This window comes from Pseudomonas sp. PS02302, assembly GCF_029959585.1.
GTDB lineage: Bacteria > Pseudomonadota > Gammaproteobacteria > Pseudomonadales > Pseudomonadaceae > Chryseomonas > Chryseomonas aestiva.
Genome location: NZ_JASCON010000001.1, coordinates 93,237 through 116,053, shown reverse-complemented (window position 1 = coordinate 116,053; position 22,817 = coordinate 93,237). Strand labels below are relative to the sequence as shown.

Sequence of the window (22,817 nt, the reverse complement as noted above, 5' to 3'; positions counted from 1 at the left end):
ATTTACCGTCAGCAGCAGCGGTGCTTTACATCCGTAAGGCTGGTTTCATGCTGGAAAATCCACCCGAAAGCATGCGAAACGCAAATCAGAGTTATGGGTTCGCGTGAGCAACGCTTTTGATCTTTCTACTCTTCGCTCACTTTTTTAAGCAATCTCGTATCGAGGCCAAACCGCTCCTGACTTTCCAACCGGTATGAGCCTTCTGCCAAATCGCAGCTCATGAGCAGATTCCACGAGTGTCGAGATACCGTGGAGGGGATGAGGACAAACGGATGCTTATCTAACAGGTTGTCCCCGAACTGACACTGATTCGGGGAAGGCCGGGCACCTGTTAACCAATTGGGGTTAGGAACGTCCTCGGGTTGCACGACCTTGATCAGGTCTGGATCAAGCACAGTGAAGCAAGTCAGCACATGCGGGACGATGTCCAGCAGGTCAAACCCGGTGTGGACCGCGACTTCCAAGATCGCGGTAGCAGGATCCGCAGCCGCGTACACAACGTGGCACCCCGGCGGATTCCATCGGCCACCCACCTTATGAGCTCCGATTCCTTTGTCCCATGTGTCCGCAAACTCAGCACGGTCGAGGCGCCAGGCATGCCACGCTCCCGACCAAGGCAAAGCATTCACTGATAGACCCCGTACTTAATTCGCTCTAGATAGTCTTCGACCGCCTGAAATCCCATCGGGTTATGGATGACATCTAAAGGAATGTCTCCGTCGAGATACTTACAGGGCCGACTCAACCACTGCTCTGCAAGCTGCTGGTCACCGAACACATTGATTGCGTCCTCTAGCACCTTGGCGTACTGAAACGCGACCGCGCTTTGAAGAGCATCCAGCCTTTCGGAGCGGCCTGAGCTGTTCTGGCGTTGCAGCGTACGGATCGATTTGCCAATGATGCGGCTGGTGATCTTTTTGTGCGCCAAAGGCTGATATGCCGAAATCAACGCATCTACGTCGTGACGGTGAAAGCCCTCTGTAGTGCGTTTGTAGATGTCGTAATCACTCAGCTGGCCAGCATCAATGTGGAGGAGAAACCATGTCGGCTTGGCTAGGTTATAGTCTTTGGTCGACCGGCTGGTGACAGTAGTCATGACAAAACCCTCTAGCGTCATTTGACATACACGGTACCGACATTTGGCGCATGATGCACTACACCTATGAGCAATTGCGCGCTGGCCTAGCGCTCATTCCAGCCTTTCGCAGCACGGGGCAGCGTGGTCCAGACCCGCTGCCAGTTGAGTTTTAGTTGAGCATCGATCACTGCAGCCCACAAAGGGTGTTCTCCGGTGCTGACCGCATGCGCACTCAAGCAAAACGTCGCTAAAAATCCGGTAAGGCCCGCTTCCCTATTCTTTCTGGTACTCGGCTTCGTCGTCTTTTGAACTAGGCATATCCCCGTGCCTGGAGACGACTGCCGCCATGCCCCATCGTAATGCCCGGTATCGCCCTACCTGTCTGGGACCCTTGGTCCTGGGGCTAGCCTGCCTTCGCGCAGAGGCTGCGGACGTTGTGGCCTATACGGACCGCCACCATCCACTTACCCAGACTCAAGGTGCCCGTGTCGTTCTGCTCGACGAGGCCTTGCGGCTGCAAGGAGAGCTTTCTCGAGACCTACCACCCAACCTTACGACTGCTGAACAAAGGGTTCGCCATCGTCTGGAACAGACGCCGGCCCTCGCCCCGCAACTGGCCAATGCCTACCAAGACCTCCTACAGGCCTGGCATCTGGGCCTTACTCACCTGCCGGCCGTAGTGGTTGATCACCGTTATGTCGTCTATGGCGATACGAACGTGGCCCGGGCCGTGGCACGTATCGAACGCCAGCAGGGCCGCCGGCCATGAAGCGTTCTGCTCGCCTGCGTCCTTTGCTGCTGGCCGGAACCCTTGCCAGCACGACCGCAGCACTGGCGCTGGATACCCCGACGATCGTGGCTTCGGTGGCCTCACCCGACTGCCTGCAGTACCGCGTTGTCGGCATCTGCTACTGGCTTTACTGCACCTTAGGCGGCTGTAGCGTCCGCACCTCGCTCAAAGTCAGGCATTACGTTCCGGACGCCGTCGTTGCCAGCTATTCGAACACCGGTGAAAACCCGTGGCACGCCCTGCGTGCGCTGAGTCCGACGACGTCCATGGCGCGCTCAGGCGGCGCAGGAACCAGCGCCGATGCTCATGAAAACAACCTCGCCCTGTTCAAGAATGCGGATGTGATCGGTCATCCCGGCGCTGCCGCCCTGGGTCAGTATGCCGGCCAGTTTGGCTACACCTGCGGTGGCGCCGGGACGCCTTTCAAACCCTATTTGCTCAGCACCCTCGATACCCTGGCCTGGCGATATGGCGTACCCGAGCGCGCCTATCCTGAAGCGGTGTCGCCCGGCCTACGGGAGATTGGCACCCGCGCGCAGGCCAACCTCTGGAGCACCGTCTATCCCCGGACCGGCTTTGTGCATCAAGCCGATGACTACAAGGGCGCTGCCGTCATCGCCCAGCGCGCAGGCGATATCGTCACACGGGAGGGACAGCCCCACGTCTACCAGCCGCTGCGGGCGCAGCCGCAACCGGGTTACTGGCCTGCCGGCCCGCTCAAAGAGGGCGATGCCCAAACCGGTAGGTGGCAGCCCTTGGCGCCTCGGCTTTCGTCCACCTGCGTGGTGTTCCCACATGACCAAGCAGGGCCACAGGCCATGCAGGGCGACTACGCCTGGGCGTTGTGGCGCCCCTATGCCTGCTGTGAGCGCCAGGGCCAGGTGCTGCTGGGCAGCCAGGACTTTCTGTAGCGATCTCAGTAGGTATCTCCATGACCCCTCCTCATCGAATGGGCCTTTGGCGGGCTCTGCACCTCGTCACAGGCATGCTGCTGCTCACCAACAGTGGCGCGCAATCACTTCGCCTGGATAACACAGGTATCAACCTCAGCGGACCGGTCTTCAGTGACGAGGTGTTCTACAGCATTGGCGGCGGCCGGGCGGTGTCCATGAGCCCGGCGGGCAACATGGAGAGCTTGGGTGTGGGCGTTGGCTGGAACAGCAACCTGGTCTGTGGCGACATGAGCCTGTCGACCACGGTGCAAAATCAGCTCAATGGCGTCACCAACGGCTTTCACAGCCTGATGAACAACGTCATCCAGAACGCCACCAGGGCAGTGGCCTCACTGCCCGCGCTCATCATCCAACGGGCAGATCCTGCCCTGTATAACCTCCTCACCAACGGCATCCTGCAGGCGCGCCTGGACTTTGATCGCTCCAAGGCCAGTTGCCGCGCCCTGGCCGGTCGCATGGCAGATCTCGCAGGCGGAAGCGCCGGATGGGATCAGCTAGCCGAAGGCATGGCGCTCAAGCAAACCCTTGCCAGTCGCGACGGAGTGTCCGCGGTCGAGCAGGCTGAAACGCGCGGGGGTCAGCAGGGCGTGCCGTGGGTGGCCGGCGCGCCAGCAGGAGGACGTGATCAGCCCCCAATTCGCCTGATCAGCGATGTGACCCGGGCAGGCTACAACCTGCTCAACGGGCGAAGTGCTCAAGAGACCACCGACCTGGACCCCGCGCAGTGCCACGACCGGTTGATCTGTCAGGTCTGGCCGTCGCCCCACGCCGCGACAGCCTGGGCCAATCGAGTCTTAGGAGAGCGCGAACTTAGAACCTGTACGCAGTGCACCAAGACCCAAACCACACCCGGCGTAGGCCTGACGCCGCTGATCCAGGAGGAGTACGACAAGGTCCTGCGCACGCTGCGCGACCTCGTGGCAGGCACCACGCCCACCACCTCCGAGCACCTTACCGCTGCGGGTAGCCGCGCATTGCCCGTCACCCGAGGTGTCATCGAGGCCTTACGCGATGAGCCGGACCGAGATGTACTAAGCGAGCGTCTTGCCTCCGAGGTGGCCTTGTCACGCGTCGTGGAGCAAGCGCTGTTGCTCCAGCGGTTGCTGCTGACCGGTCTCAAGGAGCCCAACGTCGCCGCAAATGAGATCGCCACGCGCACCCTTCGTACCGAGCAGGAAACCCTGACCCAGGAGGTCGGTAACCTGAAGACCGAGCTGGAGCTGCGCAGGACGCTGACGACCAATGCGGCGTCGCGTGTGGTCGATCGCCAACGCGAACGCGCCGCTCGCTCAAGCGGCATCTTCCAGGGTGATGCCGCGCCCCGCCGCCTGGATGTGATTCAGGCCCCTCAGGAGGATGCGCCATGAGGCAACTTATTTGGCGTGCGGTCCGCAAACAATGCCTGCGGCGTCGCTCACTGGCCGCGCTGGTGCTCCTGGTGGTGCTCCTCCTGGCACCGCAATTCGGCCAACCTTCCCTAGACCGACTACAGGTCTGGACCGCTTGGGTGGAGGCGCACGCGATGCTCCTGTTGTTGTGGCGGCTGTGCCTGTATGGCCTCACGGTGTGGGGCTGGTATGGGCTGCACCAACGGGTACGCGCCCGCGAAGGGTCATCACGCGGCGTGATACGTCTGTACCTGCTGGAAGGCCTGGCCCTGTCGACACTGGCGGTTGCGGAATGGCGCCTTTGGGCCCACGCCGTGTAGTGAGGACACCTTGTCATGACGCTCTACACCACGGACTACCTTGAGTACTACCTCACCCTGGTCGGCTGGCTTATCCATAACGGCATCTGGAATCTCTTGCTGGCCAGCGGTCTCTTTGCGCTGCCCTTTCTGCTGATCGTGGCCCAGGAATGGCTACACGCTCGTACAGTCAGTGCGGATGAAAGCCAGCAGAGCCTACTGTCCAGCCGGCGCATCGAAAGCCGCATGCTCCTGGCGATCGGCATCATCGCCTTTGCAGCGATTCCCATGATCCCGGTATCGCTGAACACCCTTCAGTTTGATACGACCCGATCCCGCCAATGCCAAGCCGATGTTGCGGCCCCTGCCAAGACCGGCTGGGCCCTGAGCTATACCCAGCTCAATGGACAGCAGGCCCTGATACCGGTCTGGTGGTTCTTTGTGCACGCGCTGTCAAAGGCTGTGACCGGTGCGGCCATCGCGGCCATTCCCTGCGGCACGGACTTGCGACAGATCCGTATGGAGCTCGATGCCACACGCATTGCCGATCCACTGCTCGCACAGGAAGTAGCCGACTTCACCCGTGAGTGCTACGGCCCTTCGCGCGCCCGGCTGTTCATGCAGCGCCCTGGCCTGGCTGCGGATCAGCGTTATGACGTTACCTGGATCGGCTCTCGCTACTTTCTCAACTCACCCGGCTTTTATGACATCGACCGGGCGCGTGCCCCACGCGCCGCCTGGCCTTACGAAGCGACGCGTGATGCAGGCCTGGCACCGGGTCCCAACGGCGCAGGCTATCCAACCTGTCGCCAATGGTGGTCCGATCCAGGACGGGGGCTGCGCGAGCGATTGCTGACACAGGTTGATGCCGGCCTGCTGAACCGTCTGGCGCAGTGGGCAGGCTTTGTCTCCCGGCAGACCGTAGACGATGCGGTCATACGCGCTGTCGTCGCGCCGCGCCAGCAGAAGCTGAATCAGGGTCAGGTCTACACCGACTATGGCGGCCAGGTGGATATGTCGCTGCCTAACATGGCCGCCCGTTTGGCCGGAGACACGGGATTGGCCTTGGGATCCCTGGGGTTCTTTCCCGCTATGGACGTCGTGCGTCAGGCACTGCCGATGGTGCTGTCGCTGCTAAAAATGGCGCTGGTGATTGGCCTTCCCTTGCTGCTGGTCATAGGCACCTACGACCTCAAGACCACGCTGACGCTCAGCACCGTGCAGTTCGCGCTCTTCTTCGTGGAGTTCTGGTTTCAGTTGGCCCGTTGGCTCGACAGCACCATCCTGGATGCCCTCTATGGTTGGGGCTTTGGCGCCGGACGTCCCTACCGCAACTTCGATCCGCTGATTGGCCTGAACAACGCCTTCGGTGACCTGTTGTTGAATTTCGTCATGGCCACGATGTTTATCGCCTTTCCAACGTTCTGGATAACGGCTCTGACCTGGGCAGGCCTACGGGCCGGTGCGGCCCTTCAGGCACTGGCGAGCGGTACCCAGGATGCGCGCCGCGCTGGCGCCAGAGGGACGGACGCCGTTCGGCAGGGGATGCGCTGATGGCCATTGGACCTGCCACTACGTCACACAGACTCCGCAAGTAAGCGGCTCAGATCTATTACACCCCAGGAGCGCTCACCATGTTTATGCGTTGGCGTCGCCACTTCCATGCGGCCGTATCGTCGGCCTCTAATACCTCAGCCTTAGCGAGTAATGGCTTGCATCACCCTCTACCCGGCGCGGAATTACTGGAGCGCCCCGAACGCCAGACGTTGATGGACCAGATCTGGCAGCGAACCGCCGTATCCCGTGAGCAATTTGATCGCTTGTACCGGACGCCACTGCAGCGCTACGCCGAGTTGGTCCAGGCCTTTCCGGTATCCCTGGACGGGCCGTACCGCTATGCAGGCGGCATGCTCGACCACGCCCTGCAACGGGTCTGCTATGCGCTGCGTCTGCGTCAGGCTTGCCTGCTACCAATCGGTGCGCCGCCCGAGGAGCAGGCAGCGCAAGCTGAAGCCTGGACGGCGGGCGTTGCCTATGCAGCGCTCCTGCAGGACCTTGGCAAGCTGGTGGTCGATCTGTGCGTGGAACAGGACGACGGTTCACTGTGGTACCCCTGGCAAGGTCCGCTGCGTCGGCCTTACTGCTACCACTACCTGCCTGAACAGCCTTATCGCCTTCACAGCGCTGCCACTGCCCTGATGTACAGCCACGTCCTGGATACAGACCTGCTCGCCTGGCTCCGTGGCTATGAGACGCTGTGGACGAACCTGCTTTTCATGATTAGCGGTCAGGAAGCGCAGGCCGGGATCCTGGGCGACCTGACCTTCCAGGCCTCCCAAGCGGTCATGGACCAAGCCACCTGTTGAATCGGGCGCTAATTGGCGCGCAAGCTTCACGATTCCGACAGGTGGCCTTGGGCACCATAATCTAGCGTTCACTGGGCGCTAGATGCCTACAGGAAAAACACCGCAGATACCAGCAGTGAACTGTCGTAGTACACCTAAATGAGCTGACACCAAACCAGACCGTCCGCGAACTACCGATATCATTCCCACCTGATTATGAAAAGGTCGTTAAGTGCCATTGCGCCGGTCGATCTTCCGATTCAGGATGATCGACGTCTGGGTCTGCTTGACCCCCTCCAGATTACCGATGCGGTCGAGCAGTTCGTCGAGCTTTTCGTGGGTGGTGCAGCGCAGGAAGGCCAGGTAGTCGAACTGGCCGCTGACCGAGGAGACTTCCTCGACCTCGACCATCTTTTCCAGGGCGCGGATGACGCCGGCGGTGCTGCGCGGCAGGACGCTGATGGCGCAGTAGGCGCGCACGGCGGCCTGTTCCAGTTCGGAGCCCAGGCGCAGGCCGTAGCCCTGGATGATGCCGTCGCGCTCCAGGCGCGCCAGGCGGGTGACCACCGTGGTGCGCGCCAGGCCCAGCTGGCGGGCCAAGGTGGCGTTGGAGGCGCGGGCGTTCTGCTGCAGCAGGTGAATGAGCTGCCAGTCGGTCGGATCGAGTTTGGTGAACATCGTGGCTGCCTGCCAGGGGCGGACGTCGGGGGCAGAGGCCACCGACGCGGAAGCCGTCATTCTAGGCGGGGCGGCCAAGGGCAGCCAGGGCGGCGTCCAGGGATTCGCGCTGCTGGCGCTCGTACAGCGCCATCTCGTCGAGCACCGGCGCGCCCAGGGCGGCCTCGAAGGCGGCGCGATTGCCGCCGCTCTGGTATTCCTGCTGGCTGCCGGCACCCAGGTTGGACTGGAAGATGCCCGCGGCGCTGACCGGCAGGAAGTCTTCGTAGGTGATGGGATCGGCGAGGAGCTGGCCGGCGGCGATCAGGGCGTCGGGATCGCGGCTATCGCTAGCCGCTTGGCTGCCGGATACGGCGCGATAGCGGAACCAGGCCAGGCCCTGGCGGCGCAGCTCGTCCCAGTTGTCGGGCAGCGCCTGGAACACCTCGGCCAAGACCGTTGCGTAGTCACTGCCGGCCGCCTTGCTGCGCTGGCGGACCTCCTGCAGCAGTTCGTCGTAGCGCTGGCGACCGGCCGGCGTGAGGGCGATACCGCGCTGTTCAATTTCGCCGAAGCGCGCCGTGTGCGACCCCTGCACCTCGCCCTGGAACAGGATGGGTTCTTCCAGCGCCTTGAAGCTGGTCTGGCGCAGCAGGATGGGGCACTGGCGGCGGGGCGGGCCTTCGATGGTTTCCTTGGGTGCGATGCCACGGGCGGGCATCCGCGCCTGGACGGCGTCGATGTCGAGGGTTCGCGGGGTCAGGTGGTTGATGTGCGGGCCCTTGAAACAGACCACGTCGGCGATCAGTCGATGGGCGTCGTGCAGGCGCTTATAGAGGCTGGCGTCGACATTGGCCTCGCGGTGCCAGCGAAAGGTCTCCAGGGCTTCCTGGACGAAGGCATCGGCTTCCGCACCCGTCAGCCCGCCCTGGGCCTCGGCGCGCTCGATCAGTTCCAGCGCGCCCGGGGTGAAGATGCGGCGCTCGTTCAGCACCCTTTCGGCCAACTGGCGCAGCTCGGCGTCTTCGATCAGCTCCAGGCGCAGCAGTGAGGTGAAGACGCGAAACGGATTGACCTGCAGGGCGGCCGGCGCGACCGGGCGGAAGGCGGTGGAATGCACCGGCACTCCGGCCACGCTGAGGTCGTAATAGCCGACCGGCCGCATGCCCATCACGGCGAACAGGCGGCGCAGGGTGGCCAGCTCGGCGGCGGTGCCGACGCGGATGGCACCGTGGCGCTCCAGATCCAGGCGCTCCGCGGAATCCCCGGCGAAGCCCGGCTGTCCGGCGTTCACCTCGGCGACCAGTTCCAGCAGGGTGCCGTACTGGGGCACCTCCTGGCGATACATCGCCGACATGGCCTGGGAAAAGCGGGTGCGGATCAGATCCGGGGAAAGCAGCGACGCGGCGGTCATGGGAGCAGCTCCTGGCTCAGGCTAGAAGCCGATTTCGACATGCCCGCGCGGGCTGCTCAAGCGATCTTTGCTCATTGGATCATTCCCCGGGGGAATGGGCGGACTGCCCTAGTGATCCTTGTGCTGGGTCTTGGGCTTCTTCACATGATCGGCGCCGGTATTGCTGCCCGAACCGCCGCTGGAGCCGTTGTCGGCCGCGCCGACGCCGGTGCTGGGCGCTTTCTCCATGCCATGGGTGCTGGTGGGATCGGGCCGCGCGGGGGTGGCCGGGGGATTGGTCGGGCTGGTCTGGGCCAGGGCGGCGCCGGACAGGCCGAGGCCCAGGATCAGGGCGGGAAGCAGGGGAAGCGTGCGCATGGGAGGACTCCTCTGGACGGATTCACTCCCCTTTAGGCACCTCCCGCGCAGGGAGGTGCCGCACCGCGGATCAGCTACCGCTGGTGCTGGTCTTGTGGACCTTCTTGTGCGCCACCTTCTTGTGGTGGGTGGTGGCCTGCTTGCCGGTCTTGGCCGGGCTGCTGGTCGCGGCAGGCGGCGTGGCCGGATCGGCGGGCGCCGTCTGGGCGAAGGCGGCAGAGGTGGCCAGCAGGCCGGCGAGGGTCAGGCAGAGGGTGGTGCTTTTCATGGAAGTCACTCCTTCGGTGGCTGATTGCAGGTTCAGTTAGCCGCCTTTCGCCCGGCAAATCCGTGTCCTCGTCCACAGCCAGGGCCATTGGTAACAAGATATTTCAATCGACTGCCAAGGCGTTAACAGTCTGACGACCTCTTCGCCAGGGTCCCGGCTTGGGCATAATGCCGGGACGCCCCCCTGATCGTAGCCGCGCATGCCCAAGAGTCCTCACCTTCCCAAGCGCCCCCGCTGGAGCAGCCTGCTGCTGCTGGCCCTGGGTCTGACGCTGCTGCTGATTCCGCTGCGCTACGCGGCCCAGCACTATTACGAGGCGCAACTGGGCGAGCAGAACGGCCAGACCCTGGATCTCTATGTCGCCAACCTGCTGGGCACGCTGCGGCGCTACGAGGTGCTGCCGGACCTGCTGGGCGATCTGCCGGTGCTGCGCCATGCCCTGGAAGGCCAGGGCGACAGCACGGCCCAGGACGCCGCCAGCCAGATGCTGGAAGACATCCGCCAGCGCACCGGGGCGGACGTCATCTACCTGATGCAGGACGACGGTACCTGCCTGGCCAGCTCCAACTATCGCCAGGCGGACAGCTTCGTCGGTCGCGACTTCTCCTTCCGGCCCTATTACAAGGCGGCCATGCAGGGCCAGCCGGGGCGCTTCTTCGGTCTCGGCACCACCTCCAGCAAGCGCGGCTACTATTTCGCCGCCGCCGTGCGCGATGGCACGCGGGCCATTGGCGTGGTGGTGGTCAAGGTCGACCTGGACAGCGCGGAAAAGCTCTGGGGCAATGCGCCCGAGCAACTGCTGGTCACCGATGACCTGGGCGTGGTCATCCTGACCTCCCATGACGCCTGGCGCTTTCGCGCCACCCATCCGCTGGACGAGCGCCAGCGCGAGCAGGTCAATGCCAACCGGCCCTACCCCACCACCAATCCGGCGCCCCTGACCCTGGTGCCCGGCGATTGGCTGACCCAGACCCGCAACCTCGACGAGGTCGGCTGGAACGCGCGGATCCTGGCGCCGCGGGAAATGGTCGAGCGCCAGGTGCGCAGTGCCCTCTACGTCGGCGCGGCCACCCTACTGGCGCTGCTGCTGTTGCTGGTGGTCATGACCTTGAGACGGCGCCACTTCATCGAGCGCCTGGCGCTGGATGCCCGGGCCAAGCGTGACCTGGAGCTGAACGTGGAGGAGCGCACCCGCGACCTGCAGACGCTCAACGCGCGGCTGCAGCAGGAGGTGCACGACCGCGAGCAGGCCCAGCGCGAACTCATGCGCGCCCAGGACGAAGCCGTGCAGGCCGGCAAGCTGTCGGCGCTGGGGACCATGTCGGCCAGCATCAGCCACGAACTCAACCAGCCGCTGGCGGCCATCCGCAGCTACACGGAAAACGCCGTCGTATTGCTCGACCACGATCGGCTGGACGATGCCCGCGGCAATCTCAAGCTGATCGGCGAGCTGACCACGCGGATGGCCAACATCATCGCCCACCTCAAGGCCTATGCCCGTGGCGCCCGCCGTGCGCCGGAGAGCGTGGTGCTGCAGGGCGCCCTGGAAGACGCCCTGGCGCTGGTCGCCGCGCGGCGCCGGGCCATGCAGGTGGAGCTGATTCGCGACCTGCCCGATGCGCCGCTGTGGGTGCAGGCCGGCGAAACCCGCCTGCGGCAGATCATCAGCAACCTGCTGAGCAATGCCCTCGACGCCCTCGCGGAAAAGACCAGCACCCGCCGGCTGTGGCTGACCACCAGCATCGACGAGCGCGGCGTGACCCTGATCCTGAGAGACAACGGTCCGGGCTTTTCCAGCGAGGCCCTGGCCCGCGCCCACGAACCCTTCTTCACCACCAAGGCCACCGCCCAGGGCCTCGGCCTGGGCCTGGCGATCTGCGATAACCTGTTGCGGACCCTCGGTGGCCACCTGCACCTGTCCAACCATGGCGACGGTGGCGCCGAGGTACGTCTCTATCTGCTGCACGGCAAGCCGGGGGTCGCCTCGGTGCCCCAGGAAGAAGTCCGCGGTTGACCGTCAGCCCTCTACCTTAGGTCCCAGTCATGAGTGCCCTGCCCCCCTTCGATCCCGCCAGCCAGATCCTGCTGATCGACGACGACGCCCACCTGCGCCTGGCGCTGAGCCAGACCCTGGACCTGGCCGGTTTCAAGGTGACGACCCTGGCCGATGCCCGCGAGCTGGAGCTGGCGGCCGTGCGCGACTGGCCCGGCGTGGTGGTCAGCGACATCCGCATGCCCGGCATCGATGGCCTGGAGTTGCTGGCCCAGCTGCACCAGCGTGACGCCGAATTGCCGGTGGTGCTGATCACCGGCCACGGCGACGTGCCCCTGGCGGTGCAGGCCATGCGCGCCGGCGCCTATGACTTCCTGGAAAAGCCCTTCGCCAACGATGCGCTGATCGACAGCGTGCGCCGCGCCCTGGGCGCCCGCCACCTGGTGCTGGAAAACCGCAGCCTGCGCCTGGCCCTCGCCGAGCGTCATGAACTCCAGACCCGGCTGATCGGCCAGACCCCGGGCATGGCCCGGCTGCGCGACCAGATCGGCGCCCTTGCCGCGACCCAGGCCGATGTGCTCATTCATGGCGAGACGGGCGCCGGCAAGGAGGTGGTGGCCCGCGCCCTGCACGACCTGTCGAATCGTCGCGACGGCCCCTTCGTCGCCATCAACGCCGGCGCCCTGGCCGAATCCGTGGTGGAGAGCGAACTCTTCGGCCATGAACAGGGCGCCTTCACCGGCGCCCAGAAAAGACGCATCGGCAAGTTCGAATACGCCAGCGGCGGCACCCTCTTCCTCGACGAGATCGAGAGCATGAGCCTGGATGTCCAGGTCAAGCTGCTGCGCCTGCTGCAGGAGCGCAAGGTCGAACGCCTCGGCTCCAACCAGCAGATCCCGCTGGATATCCGGGTGGTCGCCGCCACCAAGGAAGACCTGCGCCAGGCCGCCGACCAGGGTCGCTTCCGCGCCGACCTCTACTACCGGCTCAATGTCGCCACCCTGCGCATTCCCGCCCTGCGCGAGCGCAGCGAAGACATCCTGCCGCTGTTCCGCCACTTCGCCCTGGCCGCCGCCCAGCGCCATGGCACGCCGTTGCGCGAAGCCGATGCCGAGCAGCGCGCAGCCCTCATCGCCCACAGCTGGCCGGGCAACGTGCGCGAATTGCAGAACGCCGCCGAGCGCTTCGCCCTGGGGCTGGAGCTGGCGCTGGACAACAGCGCCTATGCGCCCCTGGCGCCCATGACGGCGCCGCCCGTGGCCGCGGCCCCGTTGCTGGCGGCGCCCGCCGCGGCAGCCCAGGCCGCCGGGCTGGGCGAACAGGTCGAGGCCTTCGAGCGCGAACTCATCCAGCGCGAACTGGCCCGGCCCCACGCCTCCCTGCGCAGCCTGGCCGAAGCCCTCGGCCTGCCGCGCAAGACGCTCTCCGACAAGCTGCGCAAGCACGACCTGCAATTCACCGGCGGTGCGGCGGACGAAGGCGACTAGGCCAAGGTCGGCTGGTCGCGCCTGTCCAGGAGTGGCAGAGTGCGAGACTTAGGCGTACGCCCAAGGAGACCTTCTTGACCTCGCTCATGCTCGCAGAAGCCGCCGCCAGTGGCGCGGCGGTCGCCCGCCAACTGGCGACCATCGACCAGGCCCTGGCGGCCCTGGCCGACGACCTCAGGGCCAATCCGCCACAGCTGGCGCTGACCGTGGCGCGTGGCAGCTCGGACCATGCGGCCAGTTATTTCGCCTACCTGGCGATGGCCCACCTGGGGCTGCCGGTGCTGTCCCTGCCGCCCTCGCTGGTGACCCTGCGCCAGGCGCCGCTACGGGTCGAAGGCCAGCTCGCCCTGGGCTTTTCCCAGTCCGGACGCAGTCCCGACCTGATCGAGACGCTGTCCGCCCTGGATCGCTACGGCGCCCGCACCGCGGCCCTGGTCAACGAGATCGACTCGCCGCTGGCCCTGGCCTGCCGCCATGCCATCGGTGTGCAGGCCGGTCCCGAGCGCAGCGTCGCCGCCACCAAGAGCTTCATCGCCACCCTGGCCGCCGCCGCCCGGCTGATCGCCCACTGGCAGCAGGACGAGACCCTGCTTGCCGCTGGAGTCGCCTTGCCCGAGGCCCTGGATCGCGCCGCCGAACTGAGCTGGGCGCCGGCCCTGACCGTCCTGCGCGACGCCGAGCGCTGCATGGTGGTCGGCCGCGGGCCGGGCTTCGCCATCGCCCAGGAGGCCGCGCTCAAGCTCAAGGAAACCTCGGCGCTGCAGGGCGAGGCCTTCAGCGGCGCGGAATTGCAGCACGGTCCCCTGGCGCTGGTGGAGCGTGGCTATCCGCTGCTGATCTTTGCCCTGCGCGGCCCCGAACAGGCCGGTCTGCTGCAACTGGCGCGGGACCTGCGCGCACGCGGTGCGCGGGTGCTGCTGGCCGCGCCGGACGAGATCGCCGAGCGCGACCTGCCCCTCGCCGTCGCCGGTCATCCGGACCTGGACGGCCTGCTGGCGATCCAGAGCTTCTATCGCCTGGCCGCACTGCTGGCCGAGGCCAGGGGCCAGGACCCGGACCAGCCGCGCCACCTGCGCAAGGTCACCCTCACCCGCTGAGGCGGCGATCGCTCGTCCAGGCGCTGCCGCTTGCAGAGCGCCTGGATTACCCGCTCCATCCAAAGAGCTAAGTCTTTGGAGCTAGCCGCCGACGGCTGGTCGACGGGTAATCTGCCAAGCGGTCCACAGAGCCGGTAAGTCGCTGGAAATCGGTCAGTTTTTTCTTGTCGCCCCCGGCGATTTGTCTCAGCGTTCGCGCAACGGATGATGAGACAGCCCATATGGACATGCGCGCGATACCTGCGAGCAAGGTCTGCCTGACGACGAGAAACGTCCTCCTGGCAGAACTGCTCAAACCCTTTCTCGAAGAACGCCACGGCATCGAGCTCAGCTGCGCCCGCGAGCTGGAAGCGGCCGGCGAGACCAGCCTGGTGCTGGTCGATCTCGGCAGCGTGCCCGAGGCGCCACTGGAGCGCTGGCTGGAAAGCCTGGCGCCGGCGGTCACCGTGGCCTTTCTCAACGCCAGCCTCGAGCAGGCCCTGCCCTGGGTCGAGCGCTTTCCCGCCATCCAGGGCGTGTTCGCCCCCCAGGCCAGCCGCGACCAGCTGCTGCAGGGGCTGGGCGCACTGCTGGCCGGCGAGGACTGGCTGCCCCGCGCCATCCTCGCCCACCTGCTGCGGCGCTCCCGCGAGCGCCCCAGCATCGCCGCCGACGGCCTGACCCGGCGCGAGCGGGAGATCCTCCGGCTGGTCGGGCGCGGGCTGTCCAACGCCGCCATCGGCGAGGCGCTGTGCCTGAGCACCCACACGGTCAAGAGCCACATGCACAACCTGCTGCGCAAGACCGGCGCGGCCAATCGCGCCGAGGCGGCGCTGCGCTTCCATGCCGGGCAGGACCTGCCGGGATGAAGGCAGCCTGGCTGCTGCTCGGCCTGCTGCTGGCCGGACCGCTGCGGGCCGAGGGCGAGCTGATCCAGGGACTGCTGGTGGACAACACCATCTCCCGCTTCGGCCACGACTTCTATCGCCACTTCGCCGACCGCCTGACCGATACCACCGACCTGGACTTCAACCTGGTGGTGCGCGAACGGCCTTCGGCGCGCTGGGGCAGCCTGGTCTGGGTCGAGTACGAGCAGCGGCTGCTCTACCGGCAGTTCATTCCGCCGAACAACAGCGAACTCAAGGATGCCGCCTACGCCGCGGCGGACCAGGTCCACGAGGGCATCACCCGCCGGCGCCTGGAAAATCTGCTGCAGGACACTTTCGACATGGATAAGGACGAGTTATGAACGCGCACGCCTGGAAGGCCCTGCCCCTGCTCTGCACTCTGGGCGTCGCCCCGGCCATGGCGACCGAGCTGGTCTACTCGCCGGTGAATCCGTCCTTTGGCGGCAATCCGCTCAATGGCACCTACCTGCTGAACAACGCCACCGCCCAGGATCGCCACAAGGATCCCGACCTGCGCAGCAGCGCCAGCAGCCAGTCGCCCCTGGAACGCTTCACCAGCCAGCTGGAATCGCGGCTGCTGTCCCAGGTGCTGACCGACATCAAGGACGGCAACTCGGGCACGCTGTCCACCGACCAGTTCATCGTCAACATCGTCGACGATTCCGGCAACCTGACCGTGCAGATCACCGACCGCGGGACCGGGGAGATTTCGGAAATCTCCGTCAACGGCTTCAACCAACCCTGAGCACGGATGCCTGCCATGAACGCCTTTTCCCTGGCGGCGGCCCTGACCGCCGCCCTCGTCCTGACCGGCTGCGTGCGCGACCCCATGCCCGCCGAACAGAACGCCGCCCCGACCCTGACGCCGCGCGCCTCCACCTACTATGACCTGCTGGCGCTGCCGCCACCCAAGGGTCCGCTGGTGGCCGCCGTCTACGGCTTCCGCGACCAGACCGGGCAGTACAAGCCCAATCCGGCCAGCTCCTTTTCCACCGCCGTGACCCAGGGCGCCGGCAGCATGCTGGTGGACGCCCTGCAGGCCAGTGGCTGGTTCGTGGTGCTCGAACGCGAGGGCCTGCAGAATCTGCTGACCGAACGCAAGATCATCCGTGCCACCCAGAACAAGCCGGACCTGCCGGAGAATCTGCAGCAGGCGCTGCCGTCGCTGCAGGCGGCCAACCTGCTGCTCGAAGGCGGCGTGGTGGCCTACGACACCAACGTCCGCAGCGGCGGCGAAGGAGCCCGCTACCTGGGCATTGGCCTGTCCGAGGAGTACCGGGTGGATCAGGTCACGGTCAATCTGCGTGCCATCGATACCCGCAGCGGTCGGGTGCTGGCCAATGTCATGACCTCTAAGACCATCTATTCCATCGGGCGCCAGGCCGGGGTCTTCAAATTCATCGAATTCAAGAAGCTGCTCGAAGCCGAGTCCGGCTACACCACCAACGAGCCGGCGCAGCTGTGCGTGCTCTCGGCCATCGAGGCGGCGGTCGCCCATCTGGTCGCCCAGGGCGTGGAGCGGCGCCTGTGGCTGGTGGCCGACGGTCGCGATCCGCGGGATCCGGCGCTGACCAAGTACCTGGAGCCGACCCGGCGCTAGGGATTAAGCCGCCGGCCCCGCGGGATTCGCTCCCTGGAGCGATAGCGATGGGCCAGGCGGCTCCGGACAATGCCAGGCGGAGAATCTTAGGCAATGACGGTGACAGAGATGCGCAGCCCAACCCGCGGCCTGGCCGTGGTCCTCGCCCTGGCACTCGGCCTGGACACCCTGGCGTCGGCCGCCGATCTCATGGAGACCGGCGACCTGGGTCAGGCCCCAGCGGCCGGGCGCGACGCCGTCATCCGCCAGCTCGGCGTAGGCAACCAGGCGCTCATCGACCAGCGCGGCACTGCGCTGCGCGCCCAGGTGGCCCAGAGCGGCGCCGCCCAGGAAGCCCGCATCCTGCAGGATGGAACGGAACTGAGCGCGGTCATCCTCCAGGGCGGCTACGGCAACGTCGCACGCATCGAGCAGGTCGGCAGCGGCAACCAGGCCGACATCCTGCAACTCGGCGTCCAGGGCAACGCACGCATCGAACAGCACGGCTCGGGCCTGTCCAGCCGCATCGTCCAGTACGGAAGCAACCAGAACACGGTGGTACGTCAGTACCGCTGATGGCACTCATGGAGATCAGACAGATGTTTCTACTCAGGCCCCTGGCCGCCCTGACGCTGGCCCTCGTGGCCACCAACGCCCTCGCCCAGAACAGCACCGCCCTCGTCCAGCAGGACGGCACCAGCGGCACCCTCACCCTGGACCAGAGCGGCGCCGGCAATAGCGCGTCCCTCTATCAGCTGCAGGGCGAAGGCAACGCGATCAGCGTGGTCCAGACCGGCGCCAGCAGCGCCACCATCACCCAGGGCGGCGACATCTACGGCTATGCCCAGGGTAACGTGGCGACCCTGCGCCAGGAAGGCGGCAGCAGCGTCCATAGCCTGGCCCAGGACGGCTTCGGCAACCAGGCCACCATCAGCTCCGTGGGCAGCAACAGCGGCACCCTGGTCCAGTCGGCCTCCAGCGCCCAGCTGACCCTGGAGCAGAACGGCGACAACAACCAGGTGCGTGTCGACCAGAGCGGCGATGCCGTGACGGCCACCCTCGCCCAGTCCGGCACCGACAACCGCATCGACCTGACCCAGCAGGGCTACTCGGTCGACACCGTGGAGCTGACCCAGCGTGGCCAGGCCAATGTCGCCACGGTGCTCTCCTCCGGCAAGTTCAACGAACTGACCTTTACCCAGGACGGCAATCGCAACACCCTGAACGTCGACCAGGCCGGCCGCGGCAATCGCTTCAGCGGCAGCTCCACCGGCGACGACAACCTGGCCAGCGTCACCGTCCAGGGTGACAGCAACCAGACCAGCATCGTCCAGAGCGGCAACGGCAACGAGGCGCGTCTCGGCGTCACCAGCGCCATCAGCACGGCCAGCGTCAGCCAGGTCGGCGACAGCAACCGCGCGAGCATCCTGCAGACCTCGGCCAACTTCAACGGCTTCAACGACAGCGCGCGGATCTCGCAGAGCGGCTTCGGCAACAGCGCCACCATCAACCAGCGGTGACGCGCGCCACCTGGCTGCTCGCGGCCCTCCTGCCCCTGGCGGGCGGCGCCGCGGCCAGCGCCCGTCTGGAGTTGCAGCCGCAACCGGCGGGCGCTCAGGTACAGCTGTGCTTTACCGGCGAAGACACACCCCTGAGCTACGAACTCGTCATCGAATTGCACGGACCGGGTGGTGTCGCCCGCACCCGTCAGGCCGGCGCGGCTAGGGGTGACGGTTGCCCGGTCACCACGCGCCTGGGCGCCGCACCGGGCAGTCTGATCGAGGCGACGCTGAGTTGGCAGCGGCAGGGGCAGGCGCAGCCTGTCATCGAGCGACGGCTGCAGCTGTAGCTCAGCGCAAAGGTTCCACGTGGAACCTGGGCTACAGGGTCAGCGGCAATTCCAGCGGGGTCTGCTGCCGCGCCGCCAGGCGCTGCTGGAATTCGGCCGGGTCGTGAATCAGCACGTCCTGGCCGGCAAAGGCCTGGGCGGCGATCAGTCGTGACAGCCAGAAACGCACGCAGGCGACGCGCAGCAGCACCGGCCACAGCTCGGCTTCGCGCGGCGTGAAGTGACGATCGGCGGCATAGGCCGCCAGCAGCGCCCGAGCGCGCGGCAGGTCCAGCGCGCCGCTCTCGGTGGAGCACCAGTCGTTCACCGTGATGGCGAGGTCATAGAGCATCCAGCCAGAACTGGCATTGTAGAAGTCGATGACGCCCGACAGCCGGGGGCCGTCGAACATCACATTGTCGCGGAACAGGTCGCCGTGCAGATTGGCCTCGGGCAACGGCGGCTGCTCGCTCAGCAACGCGCGGATCTCCCCCAGGGTGCGCTCCAGCAGCGGCCGGGCCGAGGCATCCAGGCCCGGCGCCAGGCGCTCGCCTTCGGCCAGCATCCAGGCCAGGCCGCGATCACTGGCGCGCTCGATGCGGCGCTCGCCGGCGGTGGCCCGGTGCAGATGGCCCAGCAGGTGGCCGACTTCGCCGCAATGATGGGGATTGGGCGCACGCTCGTGGCGGCCGGCCAGGCGCGGTTGCAGCAGCGCCGGCTTGCCGGCCAGCTGGCGCAGGGCCTGGCCATCCTGGGTGCGCACCGCATAGGGCACCGGCAGGTCGGCGTCGTGGAGGACGTCGAGCAGTTCGATGAAGAACGGCATCTCCGCCACCGGACCGCGCTCCACCAGGGTCAGGACGAATTCGCCGCCTTCCAGGCTGATGAAGTAGTTGGTGTTTTCCGAGCCCTCGGCGATGCCCCGGAAATCCCGCAGCCGGCCCAAACCATAGGGCGCGAGAAAGGCTTCGAGGGTGGGACGATCGAGGGGCGTGAAGACGGACATGACAGGGCCTGGCGGAGGAATGTGCGAGCGGCGCGCAGTTTACCGGTCCAGGCGCCTTGCGCCTACCAGCTGAACAGGCGCCAGCTGGGGACGTGCAGGGTCGGCTTGTCGTTGGCGGCGGTGCTGCTGCCATCGGCGGGCACCAGCTCGTAGGGCGCGCCATGCTTGGGGATTACCCGGGTGGATTGCAGCACCCCGCGGATGCGCGTCTCCTCGATGGTCTGGTCGCCGGCCTGGTAGCGGATCACCTTGATCTCGTCAGGCAGGGGCTTTTCCCCCGGTGGCAGCGGTTCTGCGGCCTGGACCAGCGGCGCCAGCAGCAACGCGGCGAAGAGGAAGCGACGAGCACCCATGGTAACCTTTGACCTTTTGAACGGAGCGAGTGGTCGATTCTAGAACCCGGCCCAGTTGTCGTCGAGACTGGCCGGACAGACGCCGCACACGCCACGACAAAGGTTTAGACCATGAGCCACGCCCCTCTCGTCCTGGTGGACGGTTCCTCCTATCTCTATCGCGCCTTCCATGCCCTGCCGCCGCTGATGACCTCCACCGGCAAGCCGACCGGCGCGGTGAAGGGCGTGCTCAACATGCTGCTCTCGCTGCGCCGCCAGTATCCGGACAGCCTCTTCGCGGTGGTCTTCGACGCCAAGGGCCCGACCTTCCGCGACGAACTCTTCGCCGACTACAAGGCCCAGCGCCCGGCCATGCCCGACGACCTGCGCGGCCAGGTCGAGCCGCTGCACGCCTGCATCCGCGCCCTGGGCCTGCCGCTGCTGGCCGTCGAAGGGGTCGAAGCCGACGACGTCATCGGCACCCTCGCTCGTCATTGCGCCAGCGCCGAGCGCCCGGTGGTGATCTCCACCGGCGACAAGGACATGGCCCAGCTGGTCTGCCCCTATGTCACCCTGGTCAACACCATGAGCGGCAGCGTACTGGACGTGGAAGGGGTCAGGACCAAGTTCGGCGTCGGCCCCGAGCTGATCATCGACTACCTGGCGCTGATGGGCGACAAGATCGACAACATCCCCGGGGTACCCGGGGTGGGCGAGAAGACCGCCGCCGGCTTGCTCAACGGCATCGGCGGTGGCCTGGATACCCTCTACGCCAACCTCGACGCGGTAGCCGCCCTGCCCCTGCGCGGCGCCAAGTCGCTGGCCGCCAAGCTGGATCAGCATCGCGAGCAGGCCTACCTGTCCTACCAGCTGGCGACCATCAAGCTGGACGTGCCGCTGGAACTGACCTTCGACGAACTCAAAGTCGGCGAGCCCCATGTGGAAGCCCTGATGGCGCTCTACCAGGAACTGGAATTCAAGTCCTGGCTGGATGACCTGATCCGCGACACCAAGCGCCAGGGCGCTCCCCTGCCGCTGGCCGAGGATGCCGCCACCACCCAGGTAGAAACCCACTACGACACCGTGCTGGAGCAGGCCGACTTCGACGCCTGGCTGGCACGCCTGCAGGCCGCCGACCGCTTCGCCTTCGACACCGAGACCACCAGCGTCGATGCCCAGCGGGCCGAGCTGGTAGGGTTGTCCTTTGCCGTGGCGCCGGGCCAGGCCGCCTATGTGCCGCTGGCCCACAGCTACATGGGCGCGCCGACCCAGCTCGCATTGGAGCCGGTGCTGGCCGCGCTCAAGCCGCTGCTGGAGGACCCGGCTAAGCTCAAGGTCATGCAGCACGGCAAGTACGACCTCAATGTGCTGACCCGCTACGGCATCACGATCCAGGGCATCGCCTTCGACACCATGCTCGAATCCTATGTGCTGGACGCCACGGCCACCCGTCACGACATGGACAGCCTGGCGCTCAAGTACCTGGGCCACAGCACCATCCGCTTCGAGGACATCGCCGGCAAGGGCGCCAAGCAGCTGACCTTCGACCAGATCGCCATCGAGCAGGCCGGGCCCTATGCCGCCGAGGATGCCGACGTCACCCTGCGCCTGCACGAGACGCTCTGGCCCAGGCTGGAAGCCATCCCCGGCCTGGCTGGGGTCCTGCGCGACATCGAGATGCCGCTGGTGCCGCCGCTGGCGCGCATCGAGCGCAACGGCGCCCTGGTGGATTCGGCGCTGCTCGGGGTGCAGAGCCGCGAGCTGGGCGAGAAGATGATCGCCCTGGAAAAGGAGGCCTATGAACTGGCCGGCCAGGAATTCAACCTGGGTTCGCCCAAGCAGCTGGGCGAGATCCTCTTCGTCAAGCTGGGCCTGCCGGTGGTCAGCAAGACCGCCTCCGGCCAACCTTCCACCGCCGAGGCGGTGCTGCAGGAACTGGCCGACCAGGACTTCCCGCTGCCCAAGGTGCTGATGCAGTACCGGCAGATGAGCAAGCTCAAGAGCACCTACACCGACAAGCTGCCGCAGCAGATCAATCCGCGTACCGGCCGTATCCATACCAGCTACCACCAGGCGGTGACGGCGACCGGCCGGCTGTCTTCCAGCGACCCGAATCTGCAGAACATCCCGATCCGTACCGCCGAGGGCCGGCGCATCCGCCAGGCCTTCGTCGCGCCGAAAGGCTATCGCCTGCTGGCGGCGGACTATTCGCAGATCGAGTTGCGCATCATGGCTCACCTGGCCCAGGACGAAGGCCTGCTGCACGCCTTCCAGAACGACCTGGACGTGCACCGCGCCACTGCCGCCGAGGTGATGGGTGTGCCGCTGGAAGAGGTCAGCAACGAGGATCGCCGCCGCGCCAAGGCCATCAACTTCGGCCTGATCTACGGCATGAGCGCCTTCGGCCTGGCCAAGCAGATCGGCGTCGGCCGGGCCGAGGCCCAGGCCTATATCGATCGCTATTTCCAGCGTTATCCCGGCGTGCTGGCCTACATGGAGCGTACCCGCGCCCAAGTGGTGGACCAGGGCTACGTGGAGACCCTCTATGGCCGCCGGCTGTACCTGCCGGACATCCACTCCAAGAACCAGGGCCTGCGTCGCGCCGCCGAGCGGGCGGCGATCAACGCGCCCATGCAGGGCACCGCGGCGGACATCATCAAGCGCGCCATGATCGCCGTGGATGGCTGGCTGCAGTCGACCCCGGAGCTGGACGCCCGGGTGATCCTGCAGGTACACGACGAACTGGTGCTGGAGGTCCGCGAAGACCAGGTGGAGCGTCTGCGCGAGGGCCTGCTACCGCTGATGAGCGGTGCCGGCGAGCTGGACGTGCCGCTGCTGGTGGAATCGGGGGTAGGTGGTAACTGGGACGAGGCGCACTGACGGGCGCTGGAGGTTGGATCGTTGGGCTTCGCAGGCTCAGCCCAACCTACGGGTCCTGCCACCCTCGGTCGCGTGGAAAACGGCGTAGCCTTTTCCACTGTCCTGCTGGACTCCTGAGTCTCGACGCCCAGGGTCTCGCTGCGAGACGCTTATGGCTTACTGTCACTTGCCTTCAACAG

At 66.1% G+C, this 22,817-nt stretch carries 25 protein-coding genes; 17 read left to right on the top strand and 8 right to left on the bottom strand.

The annotated features are described in order from the left end of the window. Positions 1–125 precede the first annotated feature (125 nt). Both QMX82_RS00595 and QMX82_RS00590 read right to left on the bottom strand, forming a co-directional pair. Positions 126–629, bottom strand: a complete 504-nt coding sequence (locus QMX82_RS00595) for an RES family NAD+ phosphorylase (RefSeq protein WP_282280838.1) — start codon at positions 627–629, stop codon at positions 126–128. Beyond that, entirely contained in the window at positions 626–1,096 is a 471-nt protein-coding gene (locus QMX82_RS00590) for an antitoxin Xre/MbcA/ParS toxin-binding domain-containing protein (RefSeq protein WP_280307768.1), read from the bottom strand. The genes QMX82_RS00595 and QMX82_RS00590 overlap by 4 nt, the downstream gene beginning before the upstream one ends. Before the next feature lie 418 nt (positions 1,097–1,514). Between QMX82_RS00590 and QMX82_RS00585 the strand changes: the two genes are divergently transcribed. The 6 genes from QMX82_RS00585 (at position 1,515) to QMX82_RS00560 (ending at position 6,874) form a co-directional block, all read left to right on the top strand. Then, the gene (locus tag QMX82_RS00585) at positions 1,515–1,847 is read left to right on the top strand and encodes a TIGR03757 family integrating conjugative element protein (protein WP_282280837.1); all 333 of its coding nucleotides are present in this window, start codon (positions 1,515–1,517) and stop codon (positions 1,845–1,847) included. Beyond that, positions 1,844–2,779, top strand: coding sequence for a TIGR03756 family integrating conjugative element protein (locus QMX82_RS00580; RefSeq protein ID WP_280307763.1), 936 nt, complete (start codon positions 1,844–1,846; stop codon positions 2,777–2,779). The genes QMX82_RS00585 and QMX82_RS00580 overlap by 4 nt, the downstream gene beginning before the upstream one ends. 74 nt (positions 2,780–2,853) lie before the next feature. Next, entirely contained in the window at positions 2,854–4,188 is a 1,335-nt protein-coding gene (locus QMX82_RS00575) for an integrating conjugative element protein (protein ID WP_280307761.1), read from the top strand. A 155-nt stretch (positions 4,189–4,343) separates the two neighbouring features. Further along, on the top strand, positions 4,344–4,529 hold the full coding sequence (locus tag QMX82_RS00570; protein ID WP_280307759.1) for a hypothetical protein: 186 nt from the start codon (positions 4,344–4,346) through the stop codon (positions 4,527–4,529). A gap of 15 nt (positions 4,530–4,544) precedes the next feature. Then, positions 4,545–6,062, top strand: coding sequence for a conjugal transfer protein TraG N-terminal domain-containing protein (locus QMX82_RS00565; protein WP_282280836.1), 1,518 nt, complete (start codon positions 4,545–4,547; stop codon positions 6,060–6,062). 80 nt (positions 6,063–6,142) lie between these two features. Further along, complete coding sequence (locus QMX82_RS00560) at positions 6,143–6,874, top strand: TraI domain-containing protein (protein ID WP_280307755.1); 732 nt, start codon at positions 6,143–6,145, stop codon at positions 6,872–6,874. A gap of 207 nt (positions 6,875–7,081) precedes the next feature. Here the strand turns inward: QMX82_RS00560 and QMX82_RS00555 are convergent, their stop codons facing one another. The 4 genes from QMX82_RS00555 to QMX82_RS00540 form a co-directional block, all read right to left on the bottom strand. Continuing rightward, complete coding sequence (locus QMX82_RS00555) at positions 7,082–7,531, bottom strand: Lrp/AsnC family transcriptional regulator (RefSeq protein WP_282280835.1); 450 nt, start codon at positions 7,529–7,531, stop codon at positions 7,082–7,084. A gap of 61 nt (positions 7,532–7,592) precedes the next feature. Continuing rightward, the gene (hglS, locus tag QMX82_RS00550) at positions 7,593–8,924 is read right to left on the bottom strand and encodes a 2-oxoadipate dioxygenase/decarboxylase HglS (protein ID WP_282280834.1); all 1,332 of its coding nucleotides are present in this window, start codon (positions 8,922–8,924) and stop codon (positions 7,593–7,595) included. A gap of 108 nt (positions 8,925–9,032) precedes the next feature. Further along, complete coding sequence (locus QMX82_RS00545) at positions 9,033–9,281, bottom strand: hypothetical protein (protein ID WP_208693436.1); 249 nt, start codon at positions 9,279–9,281, stop codon at positions 9,033–9,035. Between the two features lie 70 nt (positions 9,282–9,351). Then, entirely contained in the window at positions 9,352–9,549 is a 198-nt protein-coding gene (locus tag QMX82_RS00540) for a hypothetical protein (protein WP_282280833.1), read from the bottom strand. 199 nt (positions 9,550–9,748) lie between these two features. On the opposite strand from QMX82_RS00540, the gene QMX82_RS00535 reads away from it, so the two are divergent. The 10 genes from QMX82_RS00535 (at position 9,749) to QMX82_RS00490 (ending at position 18,441) form a co-directional block, all read left to right on the top strand. Next, positions 9,749–11,563 carry a sensor histidine kinase gene (locus QMX82_RS00535; protein ID WP_282280832.1) on the top strand — a complete coding sequence of 605 codons (1,815 nt, stop codon included), beginning with the start codon at positions 9,749–9,751 and terminating at the stop codon, positions 11,561–11,563. 29 nt (positions 11,564–11,592) lie between these two features. After that, the gene (locus tag QMX82_RS00530) at positions 11,593–13,029 is read left to right on the top strand and encodes a sigma-54-dependent transcriptional regulator (protein ID WP_282280831.1); all 1,437 of its coding nucleotides are present in this window, start codon (positions 11,593–11,595) and stop codon (positions 13,027–13,029) included. An 86-nt stretch (positions 13,030–13,115) separates the two neighbouring features. After that, complete coding sequence (locus tag QMX82_RS00525; protein WP_282280877.1) at positions 13,116–14,126, top strand: SIS domain-containing protein; 1,011 nt, start codon at positions 13,116–13,118, stop codon at positions 14,124–14,126. Between the two features lie 227 nt (positions 14,127–14,353). Continuing rightward, positions 14,354–14,974 (top strand): helix-turn-helix transcriptional regulator, encoded by a 621-nt coding sequence (locus QMX82_RS00520; RefSeq protein WP_252977223.1) that lies wholly within the window; start codon positions 14,354–14,356, stop codon positions 14,972–14,974. Beyond that, complete coding sequence (gene csgE / locus QMX82_RS00515; protein ID WP_133860331.1) at positions 14,971–15,354, top strand: curli production assembly/transport protein CsgE; 384 nt, start codon at positions 14,971–14,973, stop codon at positions 15,352–15,354. Before QMX82_RS00520 ends, csgE begins: the two co-directional genes overlap by 4 nt. Further along, positions 15,351–15,758 carry a curli assembly protein CsgF gene (locus QMX82_RS00510; protein ID WP_208693433.1) on the top strand — a complete coding sequence of 136 codons (408 nt, stop codon included), beginning with the start codon at positions 15,351–15,353 and terminating at the stop codon, positions 15,756–15,758. The genes csgE and QMX82_RS00510 overlap by 4 nt, the downstream gene beginning before the upstream one ends. A 15-nt stretch (positions 15,759–15,773) precedes the next feature. After that, the gene (locus tag QMX82_RS00505; RefSeq protein ID WP_017641598.1) at positions 15,774–16,613 is read left to right on the top strand and encodes a CsgG/HfaB family protein; all 840 of its coding nucleotides are present in this window, start codon (positions 15,774–15,776) and stop codon (positions 16,611–16,613) included. 108 nt (positions 16,614–16,721) lie between these two features. Then, positions 16,722–17,168 carry a curli fiber surface-exposed nucleator CsgB gene (locus tag QMX82_RS00500; protein ID WP_252977224.1) on the top strand — a complete coding sequence of 149 codons (447 nt, stop codon included), beginning with the start codon at positions 16,722–16,724 and terminating at the stop codon, positions 17,166–17,168. A gap of 23 nt (positions 17,169–17,191) precedes the next feature. After that, complete coding sequence (locus QMX82_RS00495; protein WP_282280830.1) at positions 17,192–18,112, top strand: hypothetical protein; 921 nt, start codon at positions 17,192–17,194, stop codon at positions 18,110–18,112. Beyond that, positions 18,109–18,441, top strand: a complete 333-nt coding sequence (locus tag QMX82_RS00490; protein ID WP_187980667.1) for a hypothetical protein — start codon at positions 18,109–18,111, stop codon at positions 18,439–18,441. Before QMX82_RS00495 ends, QMX82_RS00490 begins: the two co-directional genes overlap by 4 nt. Positions 18,442–18,472: 31 nt before the next feature. Here QMX82_RS00490 and QMX82_RS00485 read toward each other — a convergent pair whose 3' ends face one another. Together QMX82_RS00485 and QMX82_RS00480 are read right to left on the bottom strand one after the other, a co-directional pair. Then, positions 18,473–19,426: a homoserine kinase gene (locus QMX82_RS00485; RefSeq protein WP_282280829.1), complete on the bottom strand. Its 954-nt coding sequence runs from the start codon at positions 19,424–19,426 to the stop codon at positions 18,473–18,475. 62 nt (positions 19,427–19,488) lie between these two features. Then, positions 19,489–19,779 carry a DUF2782 domain-containing protein gene (locus QMX82_RS00480; RefSeq protein WP_027597317.1) on the bottom strand — a complete coding sequence of 97 codons (291 nt, stop codon included), beginning with the start codon at positions 19,777–19,779 and terminating at the stop codon, positions 19,489–19,491. A 111-nt stretch (positions 19,780–19,890) separates the two neighbouring features. On the opposite strand from QMX82_RS00480, the gene polA reads away from it, so the two are divergent. Further along, entirely contained in the window at positions 19,891–22,638 is a 2,748-nt protein-coding gene (gene polA, locus QMX82_RS00475; protein ID WP_282280828.1) for a DNA polymerase I, read from the top strand. Positions 22,639–22,817 lie beyond the last annotated feature (179 nt).

What these genes read in the sequence shown, in the direction of transcription:
- QMX82_RS00590 (WP_280307768.1), bottom strand. Translation starts at nt 1,096, where the DNA reads ATGACTACTGTCACCAGCCGGTCGACCAAAGACTATAACCTAGCCAAG.
- QMX82_RS00580 (WP_280307763.1), top strand. Translation starts at nt 1,844, where the DNA reads ATGAAGCGTTCTGCTCGCCTGCGTCCTTTGCTGCTGGCCGGAACCCTT.
- QMX82_RS00575 (WP_280307761.1), top strand. Translation starts at nt 2,854, where the DNA reads ATGCTGCTGCTCACCAACAGTGGCGCGCAATCACTTCGCCTGGATAAC.
- QMX82_RS00570 (WP_280307759.1), top strand. Translation starts at nt 4,344, where the DNA reads ATGCTCCTGTTGTTGTGGCGGCTGTGCCTGTATGGCCTCACGGTGTGG.
- QMX82_RS00565 (WP_282280836.1), top strand. Translation starts at nt 4,545, where the DNA reads ATGACGCTCTACACCACGGACTACCTTGAGTACTACCTCACCCTGGTC.
- QMX82_RS00560 (WP_280307755.1), top strand. Translation starts at nt 6,143, where the DNA reads ATGTTTATGCGTTGGCGTCGCCACTTCCATGCGGCCGTATCGTCGGCC.
- QMX82_RS00555 (WP_282280835.1), bottom strand. Translation starts at nt 7,531, where the DNA reads ATGTTCACCAAACTCGATCCGACCGACTGGCAGCTCATTCACCTGCTG.
- hglS (WP_282280834.1), bottom strand. Translation starts at nt 8,924, where the DNA reads ATGACCGCCGCGTCGCTGCTTTCCCCGGATCTGATCCGCACCCGCTTT.
- QMX82_RS00545 (WP_208693436.1), bottom strand. Translation starts at nt 9,281, where the DNA reads ATGCGCACGCTTCCCCTGCTTCCCGCCCTGATCCTGGGCCTCGGCCTG.
- QMX82_RS00540 (WP_282280833.1), bottom strand. Translation starts at nt 9,549, where the DNA reads ATGAAAAGCACCACCCTCTGCCTGACCCTCGCCGGCCTGCTGGCCACC.
- QMX82_RS00535 (WP_282280832.1), top strand. Translation starts at nt 9,749, where the DNA reads ATGCCCAAGAGTCCTCACCTTCCCAAGCGCCCCCGCTGGAGCAGCCTG.
- QMX82_RS00530 (WP_282280831.1), top strand. Translation starts at nt 11,593, where the DNA reads ATGAGTGCCCTGCCCCCCTTCGATCCCGCCAGCCAGATCCTGCTGATC.
- QMX82_RS00525 (WP_282280877.1), top strand. Translation starts at nt 13,116, where the DNA reads ATGCTCGCAGAAGCCGCCGCCAGTGGCGCGGCGGTCGCCCGCCAACTG.
- QMX82_RS00520 (WP_252977223.1), top strand. Translation starts at nt 14,354, where the DNA reads ATGCGCGCGATACCTGCGAGCAAGGTCTGCCTGACGACGAGAAACGTC.
- csgE (WP_133860331.1), top strand. Translation starts at nt 14,971, where the DNA reads ATGAAGGCAGCCTGGCTGCTGCTCGGCCTGCTGCTGGCCGGACCGCTG.
- QMX82_RS00510 (WP_208693433.1), top strand. Translation starts at nt 15,351, where the DNA reads ATGAACGCGCACGCCTGGAAGGCCCTGCCCCTGCTCTGCACTCTGGGC.
- QMX82_RS00505 (WP_017641598.1), top strand. Translation starts at nt 15,774, where the DNA reads ATGAACGCCTTTTCCCTGGCGGCGGCCCTGACCGCCGCCCTCGTCCTG.
- QMX82_RS00500 (WP_252977224.1), top strand. Translation starts at nt 16,722, where the DNA reads ATGCGCAGCCCAACCCGCGGCCTGGCCGTGGTCCTCGCCCTGGCACTC.
- QMX82_RS00495 (WP_282280830.1), top strand. Translation starts at nt 17,192, where the DNA reads ATGTTTCTACTCAGGCCCCTGGCCGCCCTGACGCTGGCCCTCGTGGCC.
- QMX82_RS00485 (WP_282280829.1), bottom strand. Translation starts at nt 19,426, where the DNA reads ATGTCCGTCTTCACGCCCCTCGATCGTCCCACCCTCGAAGCCTTTCTC.
- QMX82_RS00480 (WP_027597317.1), bottom strand. Translation starts at nt 19,779, where the DNA reads ATGGGTGCTCGTCGCTTCCTCTTCGCCGCGTTGCTGCTGGCGCCGCTG.
- polA (WP_282280828.1), top strand. Translation starts at nt 19,891, where the DNA reads ATGAGCCACGCCCCTCTCGTCCTGGTGGACGGTTCCTCCTATCTCTAT.